Source organism: Buchnera aphidicola (Brevicoryne brassicae), assembly GCF_005082825.1.
GTDB classification, from domain to species: Bacteria; Pseudomonadota; Gammaproteobacteria; order Enterobacterales; family Enterobacteriaceae; genus Buchnera; species Buchnera aphidicola_AK.
Window position 1 is genome coordinate 442,563 of the sequence record NZ_CP034882.1, and the last position, 19,133, is coordinate 461,695.

The following is a 19,133-nucleotide window of genomic DNA, read 5'->3' on the forward strand; positions in this document are numbered from 1 at the left end:
TATTGTCAACTCTTGATTTTTTAAATTGTATATATTTTTATAAAATTAAAAATAAACAAAAACTACATATCGAATAAATTAAAAAGAATGTCTTCGTAAATTTTTAATAAAAATAAATGATATGTTTTATTAAAAATAAATACAATAAGTAAAAAACAACTTTTTACATTTTTATAAATGTAAAAGAAGATTTTTTATATCTTGAGGAAGAGGTATAGTCCAAGACATTAAATTGCGACTAATAGGATGATAAAAAGAAATACGACTCGCATGTAACGCTTGACGAGAAAGTTTATATGTTTGATTCAGATTCTTATTGTTTTGATGGTTTATAAGACGATTAATACCACTATATATAGGATCTCCAACTAATGGATATCCAATGTGTAACATATGAACACGAATTTGATGTGTTCGTCCTGTCTCTAATTGTATTAATATATGTGTATGAAATTTAAAATGATTAATTATTTTATAGTGTGTTACTGATTTTTTTCCTAAATGATGAGTCATCATACAAGTTCTTTTTTTATGATGACGCATTATAGGTATATTTATCGTTCCACCTGAAATCATTTTTCCTCTAACAACTCCTTGATATTCCCTACAAATTTCTCGTTTTTTTAATTTTTTTAATAAATAATTATAAGAAAAAATAGTTTTTGCAATTACCATTAATCCAGTAGTATCCTTGTCTAAACGATGAACTATACCTGCTCGAGGTAAATATTTAGCGTTTTTATAATGATATAATAAAGCATTTAAAATAGTACCTTTATTATTACCTGGACCTGGATGAACAACTAAACCATCAGGCTTGTTAATAACTAATATTTCATTATCTTCATATATAATATTTAAATTTATTTTTTCAGGAAGATTAAATTGAACATCTTCTAAAAAAAAATAAATAGTAATTGTTTCCCCACCTAATATTTTTTTATCAGGTTGATTAACCACCTTATTATTAATAAATACTTGATTAATGAGAATTAATTGTTTTAAATAAGAACGAGAGTACTCTTTAAACAATTTAGATAACACTTGATCTAATCTTTTCCCAGACAAGGAAGAACAAGATACAACTGCACTTAATTCTATTTTTTTCAAAAATATTATCCTTGCTCTAATTAAATATTTTTATGTATTAAAATACGTAATCTTTAACATTTATAAAAAATAATATTCTATAATACTACTAAATATAAATATTTTTAATAAAAACATTATTAATTTAAATTGAATAGACTTTTATGAAAAAAAACTACAAAATGATATTTATTTTTATAATTATATGTGTAAATTTAACAGTACATTGTAAATCTTCAAATGATTATCTTTTTATAACAACAGATATACTTTATAAATACTCGAAAAAAAAACTAAAAGAAAAAAAATTTGATGAAGCGATAAATATATTAGAAAAAATTAAAAATGATAGTATTGTTAATTTTAATAATGATAAAATTCAAATAAACCTAATTTATGCTTATTATAAAAATTTCAATTTTAATATGGCACAAAAAACTGTACAAGAATTTATATATTTTCATCCCAACCATCCAAATATAGATTATGTTTTATATATGCAATCTTTAATTAGTTTAGCTATGGATAAAAATACATTTTTTAAAATTTTACCTATAGAGTATTATAAAAGTGACCCTATTCATGCAATCAATGCATTTTTTCAATTACAAAATCTAATTTATCATTATCCTAAAAGTCTATATATCATAAATGCTAAAAAAAATATAATATCAATAAAAAAGCGTTTATCAGAACATGATTTTAAAATTTTAAAATTTTATTTTTCACACAAAAAATACATATCTGTTATAAATAGAGGAACAGAAATAATTCAAAAATATCCAGAAACACAAGCTGCCCGCAAAACACTTATATATATGGAAAAATCTTTTTTTGCTCTAAATATTTTAGATACTGCTAAAAAAATATCAAAAATAATATCCTTAAACTCTCTTTAAAAAGCTAATTAACGTTTTTTAAAACATTTAATTATAATTCAATATTTATTTTTAAAGCAAAAAAGAATAATTATGAATAAAAAAACTAATGAAATACGTCAAGATTTTCTAAATTTTTTTGAAAAAAAAGGACACGTTATTCTTCCGAGTAGTTCTTTAATACCACATAATGATTCTACTTTACTATTTACTAATGCAGGTATGAATCAATTTAAAGAAGTTTTTTTAGGTCAAAAAAAAATCAACTATCCTCGTGTAGCTACAGTTCAACGTTGTTTAAGAACGGGTGGAAAACATAATGATTTAGAAAATGTAGGATATACTTCTAAACATCATACGTTTTTCGAAATGTTAGGTAATTTTAGTTTCGGTGATTACTTCAAAAAAGAAGCAATAAAATATGCTTGGGAATTATTAACATCAAAAAAATGGTTTAATATACCCAAAAATAAATTATGGATTTCAGTATATCAAGATGATAATGAAACATATGAAATATGGAAAAATATAATTCAAATACCTTCTGAACGTATTATAAAAATAGGTGATAAAGATAATTCTAAATATAATTCTGATAACTTTTGGCAAATGGGAGATACCGGACCATGTGGACCATCTACTGAAATATTTTATGACTATGGTAACAAAGTTATAGAAAATCAATTAGAATTTTTAGAAAATAAAAATAATCGTTTTATTGAAATTTGGAATATTGTTTTTATAGAATTTAATCGAATTTCAAAAACAAAAATCATTACTTTACCAAAAAAATGTATAGATACAGGAATGGGGCTCGAAAGAATATCTGCTGTTTTGCAAAACGTTCATTCTAATTATGATATTGATATATTTAAAGAATTAATTAAAGATATAACTATATTTAGTCCTATAAAAGATTTACATCATGTTTCTTTAAAAATTATAGCTGACCATATTAGATCATGTGCATATATTATTTCAGATGATATTATTCCATCAAATGAAAATAGAGGTTATGTTTTAAGAAGAATTATTAGAAGAGCATTAAGACATGGACATAAAATTGGAATCAAAGAAAATTTTTTTTATAAACTTGTTTCTAGTTTAATTAAAGTTATGGGTGTAGCTTCTAATATATTAAAACAAAAAAAAGAAAAAATAGAAAAAACATTAAAAACAGAAGAAATACAATTTTCTTATACTCTTGATAAAGGTTTAAAAATATTAGATCATGAAATAAAAAAAATTAAAAAAAATGTACTCTCCGGTGAAACTATCTTTTATCTTTATGATACATTTGGATTTCCAATTGATTTAATAGCTGATGTATGTCGTGAAAAAAACATAAAAATAGATTATATAGGCTATAAAATATTAAAAGAAAAACAAAAAACACAGTCTAATAGCAAAAAAAAATTTTATAAAGATTACAATGACGGTATTATCTTAAATGATACCTGTTTATTTCAAGGCTATAAAGAGTACAAGGTGAAATCTTTAGTAAAACATATTTTTGTGAACAATCAATCAGTTCAAGAAATTCGAATTAATGAAACTGGAATAATTTTTCTTGATACAACAACATTTTATGGAGAGTCAGGTGGACAAGTAGGTGATATAGGTGAATTATATCATAAAAATTCATGTTTTATAGTAGAAACTACAAAAAAATACGGAAATACAATAGGACATATCGGAAAAATCGTTTCAGGAAAAATTGAAATCAATGATTATGTATACAGTCAAATCAACAAAGATTATAGACATTCTATTCAACGAAATCATTCTGCCACACATTTATTACATGCGACATTACGAAAAATTTTTGGCGAAAATGTATATCAAAAAGGTTCTTTAGTCACTGATACATATTTAAGATTTGATTTTTCTTATTCTAAATCTATAAAACTATCTCAAATACAAAAAATTGAACATATTATTAATATGAAAATTCGTGATAATATTCCAATTGAAATTAAAACGTTAAATTTGGAAGAAGCGAAGAAACAGAAAGCAATGTGTTTATTTGAAAATGAATATAATTCTATCGTTCGTGTTGTATTCATAAATGATTTTTCTATAGAACTTTGTGGAGGAACTCATACGAAAAGAACTGGAGATATTGGATTTTTTAAAATTATTTCTCAATCAAGTATATCATCAGGAATCAAAAGAATCGAAGCTAAAACTGGACAAAAAGCAATAGATTATTTACATGAAAAAGATAATAATATACAAGATATATCTCTTATACTAAATTGTAATCGTTATTACATCAAAGAAAAAATACAACAAATAATAAAAAAAACAAAAATATTAGAAGAGAAAATAATTAATTTTCAAAAGAAAGAAAATACAAATCATATAAAAAAATTAATTAAAAATGCTAATGATATAAAAGGAATAAAATTTGTATCAAATGTTTTTTATAATTATGAGCATAAACTATTAAGAATAATAGTTGATCAATTAAAAAAAGAACTAAAAAAAACAATTATAATTTTAACAAATATTATAAAAAATCGTTTTACCATTGTTATCGGAGTTACAAAAAATTTAACTAATGATATAACAGCAATAAGTATTATGAACATAATTATGAAAGAAATAAATGGAAACGGTGGAGGAAAAAAAGAAATTGCTGAAGGAGGAGGTATCGACGTAAAAAAACTACTTATTGTTTTAAACAATATTCAATTATGGATTAATACTCAATTAAAAAATAAAAAAAACAACGATTATTTATAATATACGTTATACAATAAATTCGTTTAAGACTAAAGAATTTTTTAAATACATCATTTATGGATTCAAATATATTTATAAAAAAATATAATACATTACAAGATATTTTTTGGTCTACGTTTAACCCTATATTATTCATAAAACCAGGGATTGGAAAGGCCGAACTCTTTTAAAATCTTTTAAGGAGCAAAAAACAATGCTGATTCTAACTCGTCGAGTTGGCGAAACATTAATAATTGGAGATGAAATTACTGTAACAGTACTAGGAGTTAAAGGTAACCAAGTTCGCATTGGTGTAAATGCCCCTAAAGAAGTATCGGTACATCGTGAAGAAATATATCAACGTATTCAAACTGAAAAAAAACAACAAAAAAGTTGTTAATTAACATCTTATCTTGCTACTTTTAAAGTAAAACGTAGTATTTTTGTATTTTTTATCAATATTAAATTAATAAAATATGTTTGACTTATATTTAAAAAAAAGTACAATGATAATTGTAAAAATTAAAGTTAGGTGAGATGGCCGAGAGGTTGAAGGCGCTCCCCTGCTAAGGGAGTATGTAAAAAAATTTTGCATCGAGGGTTCGAATCCCTCTCTCACCGCCACTATTTAATTTATAAAATTATATTTTGCATCCGTAGCTCAGTTGGATAGAGTACTCGGCTACGAACCGAGCGGTCGGAGGTTCGAATCCTTCCGGATGCAAAAATAAAAAAAATCAAAAAATATCTTTCTTAAAAAGAAGTTAATAAATATTAATTTAAATTTTCAAAAAAAAGTAAATATTAAAATCAGGAGTAAAAATTGATACAAGATATCTCAGAAAAAATTTCCTGGTTAAAAAAACATCCATTAATATTAAAAGGTATTTTCCGAGGAATTGAACGTGAAACTTTAAGAATTCAAAAAAATGGAAAATTTTCTAAATCTTTGCATCCAAATGTTATCGGATCACCTTTAACTCATAAATGGATCACTACTGATTTTGCAGAAAATTTATTAGAATTTGTCACTCCAGCCAGTAATAATGTAGACTACCTATTATCCTTCTTAAAAGATCTTCATTCCTTTGTAGCATTAAAAATAAAAAATGAAAGAATGTGGCCATTCAGTATACCATACTGTTATGACGATAAAACAAATATTAAAATCGCTCAATATGGGACTTCTAATGTTGGAAGAAAAAAAACTACTTACCGAATAGGTCTTAAAACTCGTTATGGTGATCTCGTAAATACCATTTCAGGTGTACATTATAATTTTTCATTGCCTGTATCTTTTTGGGAAATCTGTAAAGAAAAAAATAATATAGAATCAATTTCATCAGGATACTTAAACTTAATAAGAAATTATTATAGATTCGGTTGGATTATTCCCTACTTATTTGGAACATCTCCAGCAATATCATCATATTTTTTAAAAAATGCAAAAAAAAAATACCAATTCAAAAAAAATAAAGAAAATATATTTTATTTACCATGGTCTACTTCTCTAAGACTTAGTGATATTGGATATACTAGTACAAAGATTACAGATTTAAATATTATGTTTAATGATTTAAGTTCGTATTTAGAATCATTAAAAAATACCTTAATAACACCATCAAAAAAATTTGCAAAAATAGGTGTAAAAGATATAAATGGAAATTTTCAACAATTAAATACTAATATTTTACAAATGGAAAATGAACTTTATACACAAATCAGACCTAAAAGAAAAACTCACAATGGCGAATTACTTATAGAGGCTCTACAAAATAAAGGTATTGAATACGTAGAAATACGATCCTTAGATATTAATCCATTTTCATCAATAGGTATAAACAAAAATCAAATATTATTATTAGATTTATTTCTAATTTGGTGTGCTTTAATGGATTCACCTAATATGGACAGAGAAGATTTTTTATTAACAACTAAAAATTGGGAAAAAATTATTTTTGAAGGAAGAAAACCTAATCAAAAAATTTATATTAACCAAAAAAATGAAACTAAAACACTAGTTGAAATAGGTGAAACTATATTTAAAGATTTAAATAAAATTGCATGCATACTTGATAGCAGTCAAAATAATGTATTATATCAAACAGTATGTAAAAAAATAATTTTATTTTTTAAAAATCCAGAATTAACTTATTCTGCTCAATTTTTAAAAAATTTTATCAAAAAAGGTGTTAAAAAGACCGGATTAGCTTTATCTAATAAATATCATGAACAATTTATACATAGATCTCATAAAAATTTTCATAAAAATTTTTTAGAACAAGAAGTAATACGTTCTCATCAAAAACAAAAAAATATAGAAAAAGAAGATATATTATCCTTCGAAGATTATATACAAACATAAAACTTCCCATGCTTAATAAACATGGGCAATATTACAAAATTAATATACTTTTATTCATATAATGAATTCTTTTTTATTTTGAAATAACAAATATATTTTTAAAATTTCGTACAAAAAATATTAAATAATACTATCTAGATAACTCATTTATTTTATCAATCTTTTCCCATGGAAACTCTTCTCTTCCAAAATGACCATAAACTGCTGTTTTAAGATAAATAGGTTGTAGAAGATTGAGCATTTTAATTAATCCATATGGACGTAAATCAAAAATATCACGAATCAAAGAAATTAAAGATTTATTGCTTATTTTACCGGTTCCAAAAGTATCTATCATAATAGAAATTGGCTCTGATATTCCAATAGCATATGACAATTGAATTTCACAACGATCAGCTAAACCAGACGCTACAATGTTTTTAGCTACATATCTAGCAGCATATGCTGCAGATCGATCTACTTTAGAAGGATCTTTTCCAGAAAAAGCACCTCCTCCGTGTCTAGACATACCACCGTAAGTGTCAACAATAATTTTTCGACCAGTTAAACCACAATCTGCTACTGGGCCTCCAATAACAAATCTACCTGTAGGATTAATAAAAAATTTAGTATTTTTTGTTAACCATTTTTTTGGTAGTACTGGTTTTATGATTTCTTCCATAATTGAATCTTTTAAAACATGTTGAGACACATTTTCTAAATGTTGTGTAGAAAAAACTACAGTATCTATTCCTACTATATTTCCATTGTTGTATTTAAATGTGACTTGACTTTTAGCATCAGGTTTAAGCCAAGGTAAGATCTTATTTTTTCTCAATTCAGATTGTTTTTTCATTAAAAGATGAGCATAAGTAATAGGAGCCGGCATTAACACTTCAGTCTCGTTAGTCGCATAACCAAATATAATTCCTTGATCTCCAGCTCCTTGTTCTAAGGGATTAATACGGTCAACACCTTGATTTATATCTAATGATTGTTTTCCAATTGTACTCAATATAGCACAAGAATCAGCGTTAAATCCTGTATCAGAATCAATATAACCTATATTTTTAATAGTATTACGAGTAATTTCCTCAACGTCAACCCATGCAGTTGTGGTAATTTCTCCTCCAATTAAAACCATTCCTGTTTTAACATATGTTTCACAGGCAACACGTGCTTTTTTATCTTGTTTAAGTATTTCATCAAGTAAAGCATCAGAAATCTGATCAGCAATTTTATCTGGATGGCCTTCTGAAACTGATTCAGATGTAAAAAGATATTCATTCATTTTTAGTTACCTTTTTATTTTTGTTTTTTAAACTTAAAATATATAAAAATATAGCATTATAATATTTATTATATATTTAATTTTTTATGATAAAAAATATTATTTTTTAATATTTTATTAAAGATAAAATCTCTTAATGTTTATTACTAAAAAAAAATATATTATATACTGAGATCAATTAAAAAATAATAAATATGTTTTTTCTTATTAATAAAATGTATTATATAAATTAATTTTTAAAAACTAACAAATATAAAAATGATAAAAAAAATAGTAGTTATAATCAGTATGTTTTTTTTTTATTTTCGATTAAAAAAAATAATTTTAAAAAAACCACAAAAAATTTTTATCAAACAAAAATTATAGCAATTAGAATTCATCAAAATGCACCAGGCTCATTTTACTGTGGATGTAAAATTATTTGGAAACAAAAAAAAGGTATTCCTATTTTAGGATCTTGTGGATATAAAATCCGTAAAAATAAAAATCGAGCAACAAGAATTGAATGGGAACATGTAGTACCAGCATGGCAATTTGGACATCAAAAAAAATGTTGGAAAAAAGGAGGTCGTAAAAAATGTACACAAGATCAAACATATAAAAATATTGAATCAGATCTTTATAATTTACAACCAGCAATCGGAGAAATAAATGCAGATCGTTCTAATTTTATGTATGACGAACTAAAAAAACAAACCCCCAAATATTATGGAAAATGTAAAATGAAAATAGATTTTAAAAGAAAACTTGTAGAACCACCTAAGAGATCTAGGGGAAGTATAGCTAGAACTTATTTTTATATGAGCGAACGATATAAAATTATTTTATCTCAAAAACAAAAAAAAATATTTAAAAAATGGGATAAAATTTTTCCTGTAACAAAATGGGAATGTACAAGAGAACGACTAATATTTCAAGTACAAGGTTATCATAATAATTATGTTTATAAAAAATGTCTTCTTAAAAAATAATAATATAAAAAATTATAAGAAAAACATTCCTCGTATTTATATGAAAGAAAAATTAAAAATTAATGAAACTTATTTCTTATCAAAAGATAATATGCATTACATTCAAAGTGTTTTAAGAATGAAAATGCAAGATATAATAGAAATATTTAATGATACTAATTATATTTTTTTTGGTAAAATAATATTTTTGTCTGTTCAAATCATTAAAATTAAAATTTTTAGAAATGAACTTAGAAACATCGAATCTCCAATCAACATTCATTTAGGACAAATAATTTCTAAAAATGAAAAAATAGATTTCATTATACAAAAATCAATTGAAATGGGTGTTAATATAATTACACCTTTATTTTCTGAATATTGTAATGTCCAAAAAAAATTTTTTAATGTATCTCATAAAATACAACGTTGGAATAAGATAATCATATCTGCATGTCAACAATGTAATCGTAATATTATTCCTAAAATTCAAAATCCTAAAGATATTTTAGCATGGTGTCAAGATGCTCAAGAAAATGATATGAAAATTGTTTTTCATCCAGAATCTCATTTAACAATTAATCAATTAAATAAATTCACAAAAAATATTAGAATAATCATTGGCCCCGAAGGTGGTTTATCAAAGCATGAAATTAAAAAAATTATTGAATATGGATTTACTTCAATAAAATTAGGACCTAGAATATTAAGAACAGAAACAGCTGCTATTGCAGCAATTACTGCATTACAAATAAAGTTTGGTGATTTTATAATATAAAATACTTACTTTAAAAAAAAATTATTAAGTTATCAACTTATAAAATAAGTTTTAAAAAACCCATATTTTATTAGGTGTTAAAACAAGAGGTAAAGAAACATCCCAGTGTTGTTTAGGTATGTTAGATACTAATTGAAAATTATAAGATAAACCTACTGGAAAAAAATTTTTTTTGTACCAATTTTTTAAAAAAACATCATAAAATCCTCCACCCATGCCTAGTCTTACACCTTTTTTATCAAAAGCTACTAAGGGCACTATTATTGTATCTAAATTATAAATTGAAATAATATCTTGAATATTAAAAATAGGTTCTAATATATTATATTTATTGTAATATAAAATAGAATTAGAAGTAAGACGAACAAATAACATTTTCTTGTTTTTAAAAGAAAATATTACAGGAACAAAAACGTTTTTTTTATTTAACCATAATTTTAAAATTAAAGGGTATGTGTTTATTTCACCTTCGAATGGTAAAAATAAAGCAATATTTCTGCTATTATAAATAAATTTGCAATTATATGCAATTTTAGAAATTTTAACTGATGCATCATATTGTTCTGTAATACTTAATGATTTACGGGCAATTTTTATATATGTACGAATACTGTCTCTATGTTTAAAAATTTTTGATAACATAATTAAATTATTTTGTTTTGTTTAATAGTTCTAATACCTTTTTTTGTGCCAATTAAAACAATATCTGCACGTCTTGAAGCAAATAAACCTACTGTTACAACACCCGGTAATGAATTAATTTTTTTTTCCATTAAAATAGGATCTTTGATACATAAATTATATGCATCTATAATAATATTACCATTATCTGTAATAATATTTTTTCGATGTTTGGGTTCTCCTCCAATTTTTATTATTTCTTTTGAAACATAAGAAAGTGCCATAGGAATAATCTCAATAGGTAAAGGAAATTTTCCAAGAGCATCTACTATTTTTGATTTATCAACAATACAAATAAATTGTTTTGCCATTGCAGCAATAATTTTTTCTCTAGTTAAAGCTGCACCTCCTCCCTTAATCATTTGCATTTGATGATTTATTTCATCAGCACTATCAATATAAATAGTAAGTGAACTAAAATTTTTTAAATTAAAAACTTGTATTCCTTGTTTTTTTAATAAAAATGTAGAAGTATTAGAGCTAGACACTGCACCATGTATTATGCTTTTAATTGTACTTAATGCTTGAATAAAATAAAAAATAGTTGTTCCGGTTCCAACTCCAATAATAGCACCAGGACGAATATAATCTAATGCAGCCCATGCTGCTTTTTTTTTTAATTTATCTAAATTCATGATATTAAAAACTTATTTTTAAAAAAAATTATAAAATAATAGATTATTCGTTTAATTTAATTAGAAATTAATAATTTTATAGAAATTAATAATTTTAAATTATAAATTGATATTTTTTAAAAAATATTGTTTATTTAAAAGAATGAGAAAAAGATAGTGTTTTAGAATGGCTGGGGTACCTGGATTCGAACCAGGGATGCCGGTATCAAAAACCGGTGCCTTAACCTCTTGGCTATACCCCAATTTAGTGTATATATACGGGAGGCGAGATTTGAACTCGCACACCTTTCGGCGCCAGAACCTAAATCTGGTGCGTCTACCAATTTCGCCACTCCCGCTAAAAAACATTGGCTACGACGGGATTTGAACCCATGACCCCAGCGTTATGAGTGCTGTGCTCTAACCGACTGAGCTACGTAGCCTATTAAATATTTAGTTATATAACAATTATTATACTTTATAATATATTAATTGAATAATCAACAAAAATATTTTTATCAATCTATTTAAAATAGATAAAAACATAATGAGAAAAAAATGAATAATAAAACAAAAAAATACACAAATAATTTTATCAGTCAAATTATTAATAAAGATGTTAATGACAATGAAAATTTATCACTTAAAACTCGATTTCCTCCTGAACCAAATGGATATCTTCACATTGGTCATGCAAAATCAATATGTTTAAATTTTGAACTAGCTCAATTATATAATGGAAAATGTAATCTTCGTTTCGATGATACAAATCCATTAAAAGAAAACATAAAATATATCAGTGCAATTAAAAATGATATTAATTGGTTGGGGTATAAATGGCATAATATTCATTATTCTTCTGAATATTTTCCAAAATTATATAAATATGCAAAGGAACTGATTAAAAAAGGTCTTGCATATGTAGATCAATTAACAAAAGAACAAATACGTGAGTATAGAGGCACTTTAAAACAACCAGGAATAAATAGTCCATATAGAAATAGAACTATTCAAGAAAACATAAAATTATTCAAAAAAATGAAAAGAGGAGATTTTTCTGAAGGAGAAGCATCTTTACGTGCAAAAATTGATATGAAATCTGCTTTTATTGTTATGCGTGATCCAGTTATATATAGAATTATTTTTTCTGAACACCATCAAACTAAGAAAAAATGGTGTATATATCCTATGTATGATTTTGCTCATTGTATTTCTGATGCTATTGAAGGAATTACTCATTCATTATGCACATTAGAATTTCAAGACAATAAATCTCTATATAACTGGATTTTAAAAAATACTAGTGTGAAAAAATATCCTCAGCAATATGAGTTTTCTCGATTAAATTTAGAATTTTGTATCTTATCTAAAAGAAAATTATCAATTTTAATCGATAAAAAGCTAATAACAGGATGGAATGATCCTCGTATACCAACATTATCTGGTTTAAGAAGAAAAGGATATACACCATCTTCTATTAAAAATTTTTGTGAAAAAATCGGTATAACTAAACAAGATAATTTAATAGAATTTTCTATGCTAGAACACTGTATTAGAAAAGAATTAAATAAAACATCTATTCGCACAATGGCTATATTAGAACCAATTAAAATATTTTTATATAATTTAGATAAAAATCATGAAGAAAAGTTTACAGTTCCTAATCATCCAAATAATCCAGAATTAGGAACTCATGAAATTATTTTTACTAATATTATTTATATTGATCGTTTAGATTTTAAAGAAAAATATAACAAAAAATACAAAAAATTAAAACTTGGTGGAGAAATACGTCTAAGATATGCTTATGTAATAAAAGCGGAAAAAATAGAAAAAGATGAAAATAATAATATTGTTAAAATAATATGTTACTGTGATCTAAATACTTTAGGTAAAAAAACAAAAAACAATAAAAATCCTTCAGTAATACACTGGATTTCAGTAAAAAATTCATTTCCAGCAGAATTTAGACTTTATGATCACTTATTCAATATAAAAAATCCAGAAAAAGAAAAAAACTTTCTTTCCTATATCAATCCAAAATCATTAATAATAAAAAACGGTTTTATTGAAAAAAATATTGAAAAAAATATTGAAAAAAATATTGAAAAAAATATAGGGGAAAATTTCTTTCAATTTGAAAGAATTGGTTATTTTTGTATAGATAATATAGATTCTAAAAAAGATAAATTAGTGTTTAATCGCACTGTTAGTTTACGTGATTTATGGAATTTAAAAAAATAAATTAAAATAATAAAAAAATATCATTAAAAAAATCTATAAGTATATAATAAAGTTTATTTTAAAATAAAAAACACAATAGTATTTTTTTATATGATCAATACAAAGATAAATTAGTTAGTAACAAAAATTAATTTATTTTTAATATTTTAATAATATATTAATTATAATCAATATTAACAAAAAATTTTTTATTTTAATAAAAATATTTTATAATTTAATTTTATAAAAAAATATTTTAAATTAAAAAATTATAATTTTTAATTAAAAACTCAATTATATCAACTAATATTTTACATTTAGAATGACTAAAAATTATATCTTTATCACTGGTGGAGTAGTGTCTTCCTTAGGGAAGGGTATTGCAGCTGCTTCTTTAGGGGCAATATTAAAAGCACGAAAGTTGCAAGTAACAATAATAAAATTAGATCCATATATTAATGTAGATCCTGGGACAATGAGTCCTATTCAACATGGAGAAGTTTTTGTTACAGAAGATGGTTCTGAAACAGATTTAGATTTAGGTCATTATGAACGTTTTATTCATACTAAAATGACATATTTAAATAATTTTACTACAGGAAGTATTTATTCTGAAGTTTTACAAAAAGAAAGAAGAGGTGATTATTTAGGTGCTACTATACAAGTAATACCTCATATTACTAATGCTATCAAAGAAAGAATTATTTTATGTTCAAAAAATAGTAATATTATTATTGTAGAAATAGGTGGAACTGTAGGAGATATTGAATCACTTCCCTTTTTAGAAGCAATTCGTCAAATGGCAGTAGATATAGGTCGTAAAAACGTGATATATATACATTTAACACTATTACCATACATTGCTACAGCAGGTGAAATTAAAACAAAACCCACTCAACATTCAGTCAAAGAACTACTTTCAATAGGAATACAGCCAGATATTTTAATTTGTCGATCTGAACAAACAGTAGCACTTAATGAAAGAAAAAAAATCGCATTATTTTGCAATGTACCAGTTAATGCTGTAATCTCTTTAAAAGATGTTGATTCTATATATAAAATACCTCAATTATTAAAAAATCAAAAATTAGATAATTATATTTGTAGATATTTTAAATTGAAAGCTCCTGAAGCTGATTTAAAAGAGTGGGAACAAGTAATTTATGAAGAAGAAAATTCCAATGAAAAAATTATTATTGGTATCATTGGAAAATATATAAAGTTACCTGATGCATATAAATCAGTAATAGAAGCTCTTAAACATGCAGGTTTAAAAAATAAAATAAAAGTTGATATACAATTAATTGATTCTCAGAATATAGAAAATAATAATATTAAATTATTAAAAAATCTTAATGGTATTTTAATACCTGGAGGTTTTGGTGATCGAGGTATTAAGGGGAAATTATTATCTATAAAATATGCAAGAGAGAACAATATTCCGTATTTTGGAATTTGTTTAGGAATGCAAATAGCAATCATAGAATTCGCACAAAATGTTGTAGGTATTAAAGAGGCAAATTCAACAGAATTTGACCCTCAGTGTAAATATCCTATTATCGATTTAATAAAAGATTGTAATTTAAATACACATAAAAAATCTTCTAATAAAAAAAATAATATTAATTTGGGTGGTACTATGAGATTAGGTAGTCAACCATGTAAACTAACTAGGGATAGTTTATCAAAAAAATTATATCAACAAGATATCATTATAGAAAGACATAGACATAGATATGAAGTAAATAGTCTTTTACTAAAAAAAATAGAAATAGCTGGATTAAAAGTAACAGGACGTTCTAAAAATAATAACGTAGTTGAAATTATAGAAATATCTAATCATCCATGGTTTTTAGGATGTCAATTTCATCCTGAATTTACTTCAACACCACGTGATGGACATCCATTGTTTATAGGTTTTATAAAATCAGCAATAAAACATAAAAATATAACATATAAAGTAATTTAATTATAAAAATTTTTTAAATATATTAAGGTAAAAAATGTCTAAAATTATAAAAATCATAGCTCGTGAAATAATAGATTCTCGAGGTAACCCTACTATTGAATCTGAAGTACATTTAGAAGGAGGTTTTGTTGGTTTGGCTTCTTCTCCTTCTGGAGCTTCTACAGGTTCTTTAGAAGCTTTAGAATTAAGAGATGAAAATAAAAGTAGATTTTCTGGAATGGGCGTAAAAAAAGCAGTCTCATTAATTAATGAAAAAATATCAACTGCTTTAAAAAGTAAAAACGCCAAAGATCAAAATTATATTGATAACATTATGATTGATTTAGACGGTACAATTAACAAATCAAAATTAGGTGCAAATGCTATTTTATCTGTCTCTTTAGCTACTGCAAAAGCTGCCGCTCTATCAAAAGGAATGCCTTTATATCAACACATAGCAGAAATTAATAATACCCCAGGAATTTTTTCTATGCCACTTCCGATGATTAATATTATTAACGGTGGAAAACATGCTAACAATAATATTGATATTCAAGAATTTATGATTCAACCCATTAGTGCAAAAACAATGAAAGAAGCTATACGTATGGGATGTGAAATTTTTCATTCATTAGGATCATTGTTAAAAGAAAAAGGAATGAGTACTACAGTAGGAGATGAAGGAGGGTATGCCCCTAATTTAAAATCAAATCAAGAAGCGTTAAATCTTATTCAAGATGCGATACAAAGAACTAAATACAAATTAGGAAAAGACATAAGATTAGCAATAGATTGTGCAGCATCTGAGCTATATAATAAAAATAATAAAACATACGAATTAAAAGGAGAAAAAAAGAGCTTTTCTTCAAAAGAATTTACTCATTATCTAGAAAAATTATCTAATAAATATCCTATTTCTTCCATTGAAGATGGACAAGACGAATCTGATTGGCCAGGATTTTTATATCAAACAAATATATTAGGAAATAAACTACAATTAGTAGGAGATGATTTATTTGTAACTAATACAAAAATTTTAAGAAAAGGAATTGAAAATGGCATCGCTAATTCTATTCTAATCAAATTAAACCAAATTGGAACATTAACAGAAACTCTTGAAACTATAAATATGGCAAAAAAATCAAACTATAGTGTTATAATATCTCATCGTTCAGGTGAAACAGAGGATGCATCTATAGCTGATTTATCTGTAGGAACATCATCTGGCCAAATTAAAACTGGTTCTATGAGTCGATCTGATAGAACAGCGAAATATAATCAATTAATTAGAATAGAAGAAGTTTTAGGTAAAAAAAATGCGCCGTTTCGTGGACTAAGGGAAATTAAATCAGCATTTTAATTTAGAAAATGAAAACTATTTCTAAAAAGAATCAGGTATTTTTTATAAAATATGCCTGTTTCTTATTTTTATTTAAACGTCAATTAATGAGAAAATTATGCATTATCCAATTAATGAAATGTTTCAAACAATACAAGGAGAAGGCTATCATACTGGAATTCCATCAATTTTTATTCGATTACATGGTTGTCCAATTCATTGTAAATGGTGTGATACAAAATATACTTGGAACTGTCTCAAAAGTAATGAAATTACTATCGAAAAGTTGCTAGAAAAAAACATTTCAAATAATACATGGAGTTACATTGATGTAAAAAAAATAATTTTAAACATAAAAAAACAAAAATGGAAATCTAAACATATTGTAATTACTGGTGGAGAACCATGTATATATAATTTATCTTCTCTTACAGAAGAACTAGAAAAAAAAGGATTCACATGTCAAATAGAAACAAGTGGAACTCAACTAATTAATTGTTCTTTTAATACTTGGGTTACTGTGTCTCCTAAAAAACACAAAAATACATTATATACTTCAATATTACGTGCAAATGAAATTAAATATCCAGTATTTAAAAAAGAAGATTTATCATATTTAGATGCAATTTTATCAATTTTAAACAACCGAAAAAAATGTCATATTTTTTTACAACCAATTAGTCAAAATCAAGAGTCATTAAAAATTTGTATCGAAAGATGCACAATTAAAAATTGGCGTCTTTCTATACAAATTCATAAATATCTTTTAATAAGGTAGTTTTCTATAATTATTTTTTAATTGCCTTTATAAACACAACCAGATGTACAAGTTTCTTTAATTGTTACAGAAGTTAATGAGGGTAATGTAGATTTTAAATTATTCCAAATCCATTGTGCTAAAATCTCACTAGTAGGATTTTCTAAACCAGGTATTTGATTTAGAAAATTATGATCTAACTGATCATAAATAGGTTTGAATTTTAATTTAATATCAGAATAATCTATTATCCATCCAGTTTCTTTTTTAACTTTATCTTGTACTTCTAAACGAACTAAAAAAGAGTGACCATGTAATCGGCCACATTTATGATTTTTTGGAACATATGGCAAATAATGTGCAGCTTCAAAATAAAAATCTTTAAATATTGTTGTTGTCATATATTTATAAGAACATGTATATTAATTAATAAATTTAAATAATTAAACGTTAGTAAATTATTTTTTTCTATTAATTTTAGGTAAAATATTTAACGGATTTACTGATTCTCCTTTATAACGTATTTCGAAATAAAGACGAACTAAATTACTTTCAGATAAACCCATTGTCGAAATTTTCTGTTTTGCATGTACTTTATCTCGTTGCTTTACTAAAATTAAGTCATTAAAAGCATAAATACTAAGATAATCCTTACTATGTCTAATAATAATTAGCCGACCATATTTTTCAAATAAATCAGTCACGCACACTACTTCACCATCAGCTGACGCAAAAACTGGTTGTCCTCTAAAGCCAAAAATTTCTATTTGTTTATTTTTTGATTTCATATCGTAAAAATATTTAATATTTTTACTGTGTACAGGCCAAAACCATTTTTTAGACATAATAGAAGATTTATTTTTTGAAAAAAAATTACTTTTTTTAGAATTTATATTATCAAAAAAACATATTTTTATTGATTTTTTATTATAATTTTTTAAAATATATGAAATATTGAAAGAGTTTTCAAAAATAAATTTACAAGAAGTAAAATTTTTTTTATTAATTTTTTTGATAGAACAACTATAATTTTTTTTATTAATAAAAAAGTCACCTATCCATATTTTTTGGCCTACAAAAATTTTATAAGGTTTTTTAATAACATTAAATTTAGATAATTCATGATAGCTATGACCAGATTTTTTTGCAATTGAATAAAGAGTATCTTTATATTTAACAACATAAAACATTTTAAATTTATTTTTTTGAAAAAATCCAATAAAATTATTATTAGAAATAACAAATTCTTTTTTTTTTAAAAAAAAACTTTTGACTTTTAAAAATGAAAAACATTCATTTTTTTTTAAAAAAACAAAATTTTTTATGTTTTTACCTGATGATCTAAAATTTAAATCATCTTTTTGATAAAAAGAAATATTTTCATATTTTTTACACACAGGACATGCAAAAAGAAAATTATTAAAAATAATTAACATAAACATTAAAAAAAATAATTGATATAAAATTTTCTTTAATCGCATTATTTTTCCGTTAAACTTATAAAAATAAATTTA

16 protein-coding genes and 5 tRNA genes are annotated in these 19,133 nt (G+C 24.2%); 12 read left to right on the forward strand and 9 right to left on the reverse strand.

The features are described from left to right. Positions 1-171: 171 nt before the first annotated feature. Positions 172-1,110, reverse strand: a complete 939-nt coding sequence (rluD, locus tag D9V66_RS02045; protein WP_158365788.1) for a 23S rRNA pseudouridine(1911/1915/1917) synthase RluD — start codon at positions 1,108-1,110, stop codon at positions 172-174. 143 nt (positions 1,111-1,253) lie between these two features. On the opposite strand from rluD, the gene D9V66_RS02050 reads away from it, so the two are divergent. The 6 genes from D9V66_RS02050 to gshA all read left to right on the forward strand — a co-directional run bounded on the left by D9V66_RS02050 (position 1,254) and on the right by gshA (position 7,059). Continuing rightward, positions 1,254-1,988 (forward strand): outer membrane protein assembly factor BamD, encoded by a 735-nt coding sequence (locus D9V66_RS02050; RefSeq protein WP_158365789.1) that lies wholly within the window; start codon positions 1,254-1,256, stop codon positions 1,986-1,988. 72 nt (positions 1,989-2,060) lie between these two features. After that, positions 2,061-4,715, forward strand: coding sequence for an alanine--tRNA ligase (alaS, locus tag D9V66_RS02055; RefSeq protein ID WP_158365790.1), 2,655 nt, complete (start codon positions 2,061-2,063; stop codon positions 4,713-4,715). Positions 4,716-4,908: 193 nt separating this feature from the next. Continuing rightward, complete coding sequence (csrA, locus tag D9V66_RS02060) at positions 4,909-5,094, forward strand: carbon storage regulator CsrA (RefSeq protein ID WP_158365791.1); 186 nt, start codon at positions 4,909-4,911, stop codon at positions 5,092-5,094. Between the two features lie 131 nt (positions 5,095-5,225). Continuing rightward, positions 5,226-5,318, forward strand: a tRNA-Ser gene (locus tag D9V66_RS02065). 26 nt (positions 5,319-5,344) lie between these two features. After that, positions 5,345-5,418 (forward strand) — tRNA-Arg (locus D9V66_RS02070). A 99-nt stretch (positions 5,419-5,517) separates the two neighbouring features. Further along, positions 5,518-7,059 (forward strand): glutamate--cysteine ligase, encoded by a 1,542-nt coding sequence (gshA, locus tag D9V66_RS02075; protein ID WP_158365792.1) that lies wholly within the window; start codon positions 5,518-5,520, stop codon positions 7,057-7,059. Between the two features lie 130 nt (positions 7,060-7,189). On the opposite strand, the gene metK is transcribed toward gshA, so the two are convergent. Further along, the gene (gene metK, locus D9V66_RS02080; protein ID WP_158365793.1) at positions 7,190-8,329 is read right to left on the reverse strand and encodes a methionine adenosyltransferase; all 1,140 of its coding nucleotides are present in this window, start codon (positions 8,327-8,329) and stop codon (positions 7,190-7,192) included. A gap of 308 nt (positions 8,330-8,637) precedes the next feature. Between metK and D9V66_RS03170 the strand changes: the two genes are divergently transcribed. Continuing rightward, a complete protein-coding gene (locus D9V66_RS03170; protein WP_187308384.1) occupies positions 8,638-9,300 on the forward strand; it encodes an endonuclease in 663 nt (220 codons plus the stop codon). Then, the gene (locus D9V66_RS03175; RefSeq protein ID WP_187308374.1) at positions 9,269-10,057 is read left to right on the forward strand and encodes a 16S rRNA (uracil(1498)-N(3))-methyltransferase; all 789 of its coding nucleotides are present in this window, start codon (positions 9,269-9,271) and stop codon (positions 10,055-10,057) included. Before D9V66_RS03170 ends, D9V66_RS03175 begins: the two co-directional genes overlap by 32 nt. Positions 10,058-10,108: 51 nt before the next feature. On the opposite strand, the gene D9V66_RS02090 is transcribed toward D9V66_RS03175, so the two are convergent. The 5 genes from D9V66_RS02090 to D9V66_RS02110 form a co-directional block, all read right to left on the reverse strand. Beyond that, positions 10,109-10,699, reverse strand: coding sequence for a 5-formyltetrahydrofolate cyclo-ligase (locus tag D9V66_RS02090; RefSeq protein ID WP_158365794.1), 591 nt, complete (start codon positions 10,697-10,699; stop codon positions 10,109-10,111). 2 nt (positions 10,700-10,701) lie between these two features. Next, positions 10,702-11,373 (reverse strand): ribose-5-phosphate isomerase RpiA, encoded by a 672-nt coding sequence (gene rpiA / locus D9V66_RS02095; RefSeq protein ID WP_158365795.1) that lies wholly within the window; start codon positions 11,371-11,373, stop codon positions 10,702-10,704. A 167-nt stretch (positions 11,374-11,540) separates the two neighbouring features. Beyond that, positions 11,541-11,615, reverse strand: a tRNA-Gln gene (locus D9V66_RS02100). A gap of 14 nt (positions 11,616-11,629) precedes the next feature. Further along, positions 11,630-11,711, reverse strand: a tRNA-Leu gene (locus tag D9V66_RS02105). A 10-nt stretch (positions 11,712-11,721) separates the two neighbouring features. Beyond that, a tRNA-Met gene (locus tag D9V66_RS02110) sits at positions 11,722-11,795 on the reverse strand. Positions 11,796-11,910: 115 nt separating this feature from the next. Here D9V66_RS02110 and glnS point away from each other — a divergent pair. From glnS to queE, 4 genes are all read left to right on the forward strand, one after another. Further along, entirely contained in the window at positions 11,911-13,596 is a 1,686-nt protein-coding gene (glnS, locus tag D9V66_RS02115) for a glutamine--tRNA ligase (RefSeq protein WP_158365796.1), read from the forward strand. Positions 13,597-13,897: 301 nt separating this feature from the next. Continuing rightward, positions 13,898-15,544 carry a CTP synthase gene (locus D9V66_RS02120; RefSeq protein WP_158365797.1) on the forward strand — a complete coding sequence of 549 codons (1,647 nt, stop codon included), beginning with the start codon at positions 13,898-13,900 and terminating at the stop codon, positions 15,542-15,544. Positions 15,545-15,578: 34 nt separating this feature from the next. Further along, on the forward strand, positions 15,579-16,883 hold the full coding sequence (gene eno, locus D9V66_RS02125; RefSeq protein WP_158365798.1) for a phosphopyruvate hydratase: 1,305 nt from the start codon (positions 15,579-15,581) through the stop codon (positions 16,881-16,883). A gap of 97 nt (positions 16,884-16,980) precedes the next feature. Then, the gene (queE, locus tag D9V66_RS02130) at positions 16,981-17,640 is read left to right on the forward strand and encodes a 7-carboxy-7-deazaguanine synthase QueE (RefSeq protein WP_158365799.1); all 660 of its coding nucleotides are present in this window, start codon (positions 16,981-16,983) and stop codon (positions 17,638-17,640) included. A gap of 17 nt (positions 17,641-17,657) precedes the next feature. On the opposite strand, the gene queD is transcribed toward queE, so the two are convergent. Beyond that, complete coding sequence (queD, locus tag D9V66_RS02135; protein WP_158365800.1) at positions 17,658-18,020, reverse strand: 6-carboxytetrahydropterin synthase QueD; 363 nt, start codon at positions 18,018-18,020, stop codon at positions 17,658-17,660. A gap of 57 nt (positions 18,021-18,077) precedes the next feature. After that, a complete protein-coding gene (locus D9V66_RS02140) occupies positions 18,078-19,100 on the reverse strand; it encodes a peptidoglycan DD-metalloendopeptidase family protein (RefSeq protein ID WP_158365801.1) in 1,023 nt (340 codons plus the stop codon). Positions 19,101-19,133 lie beyond the last annotated feature (33 nt).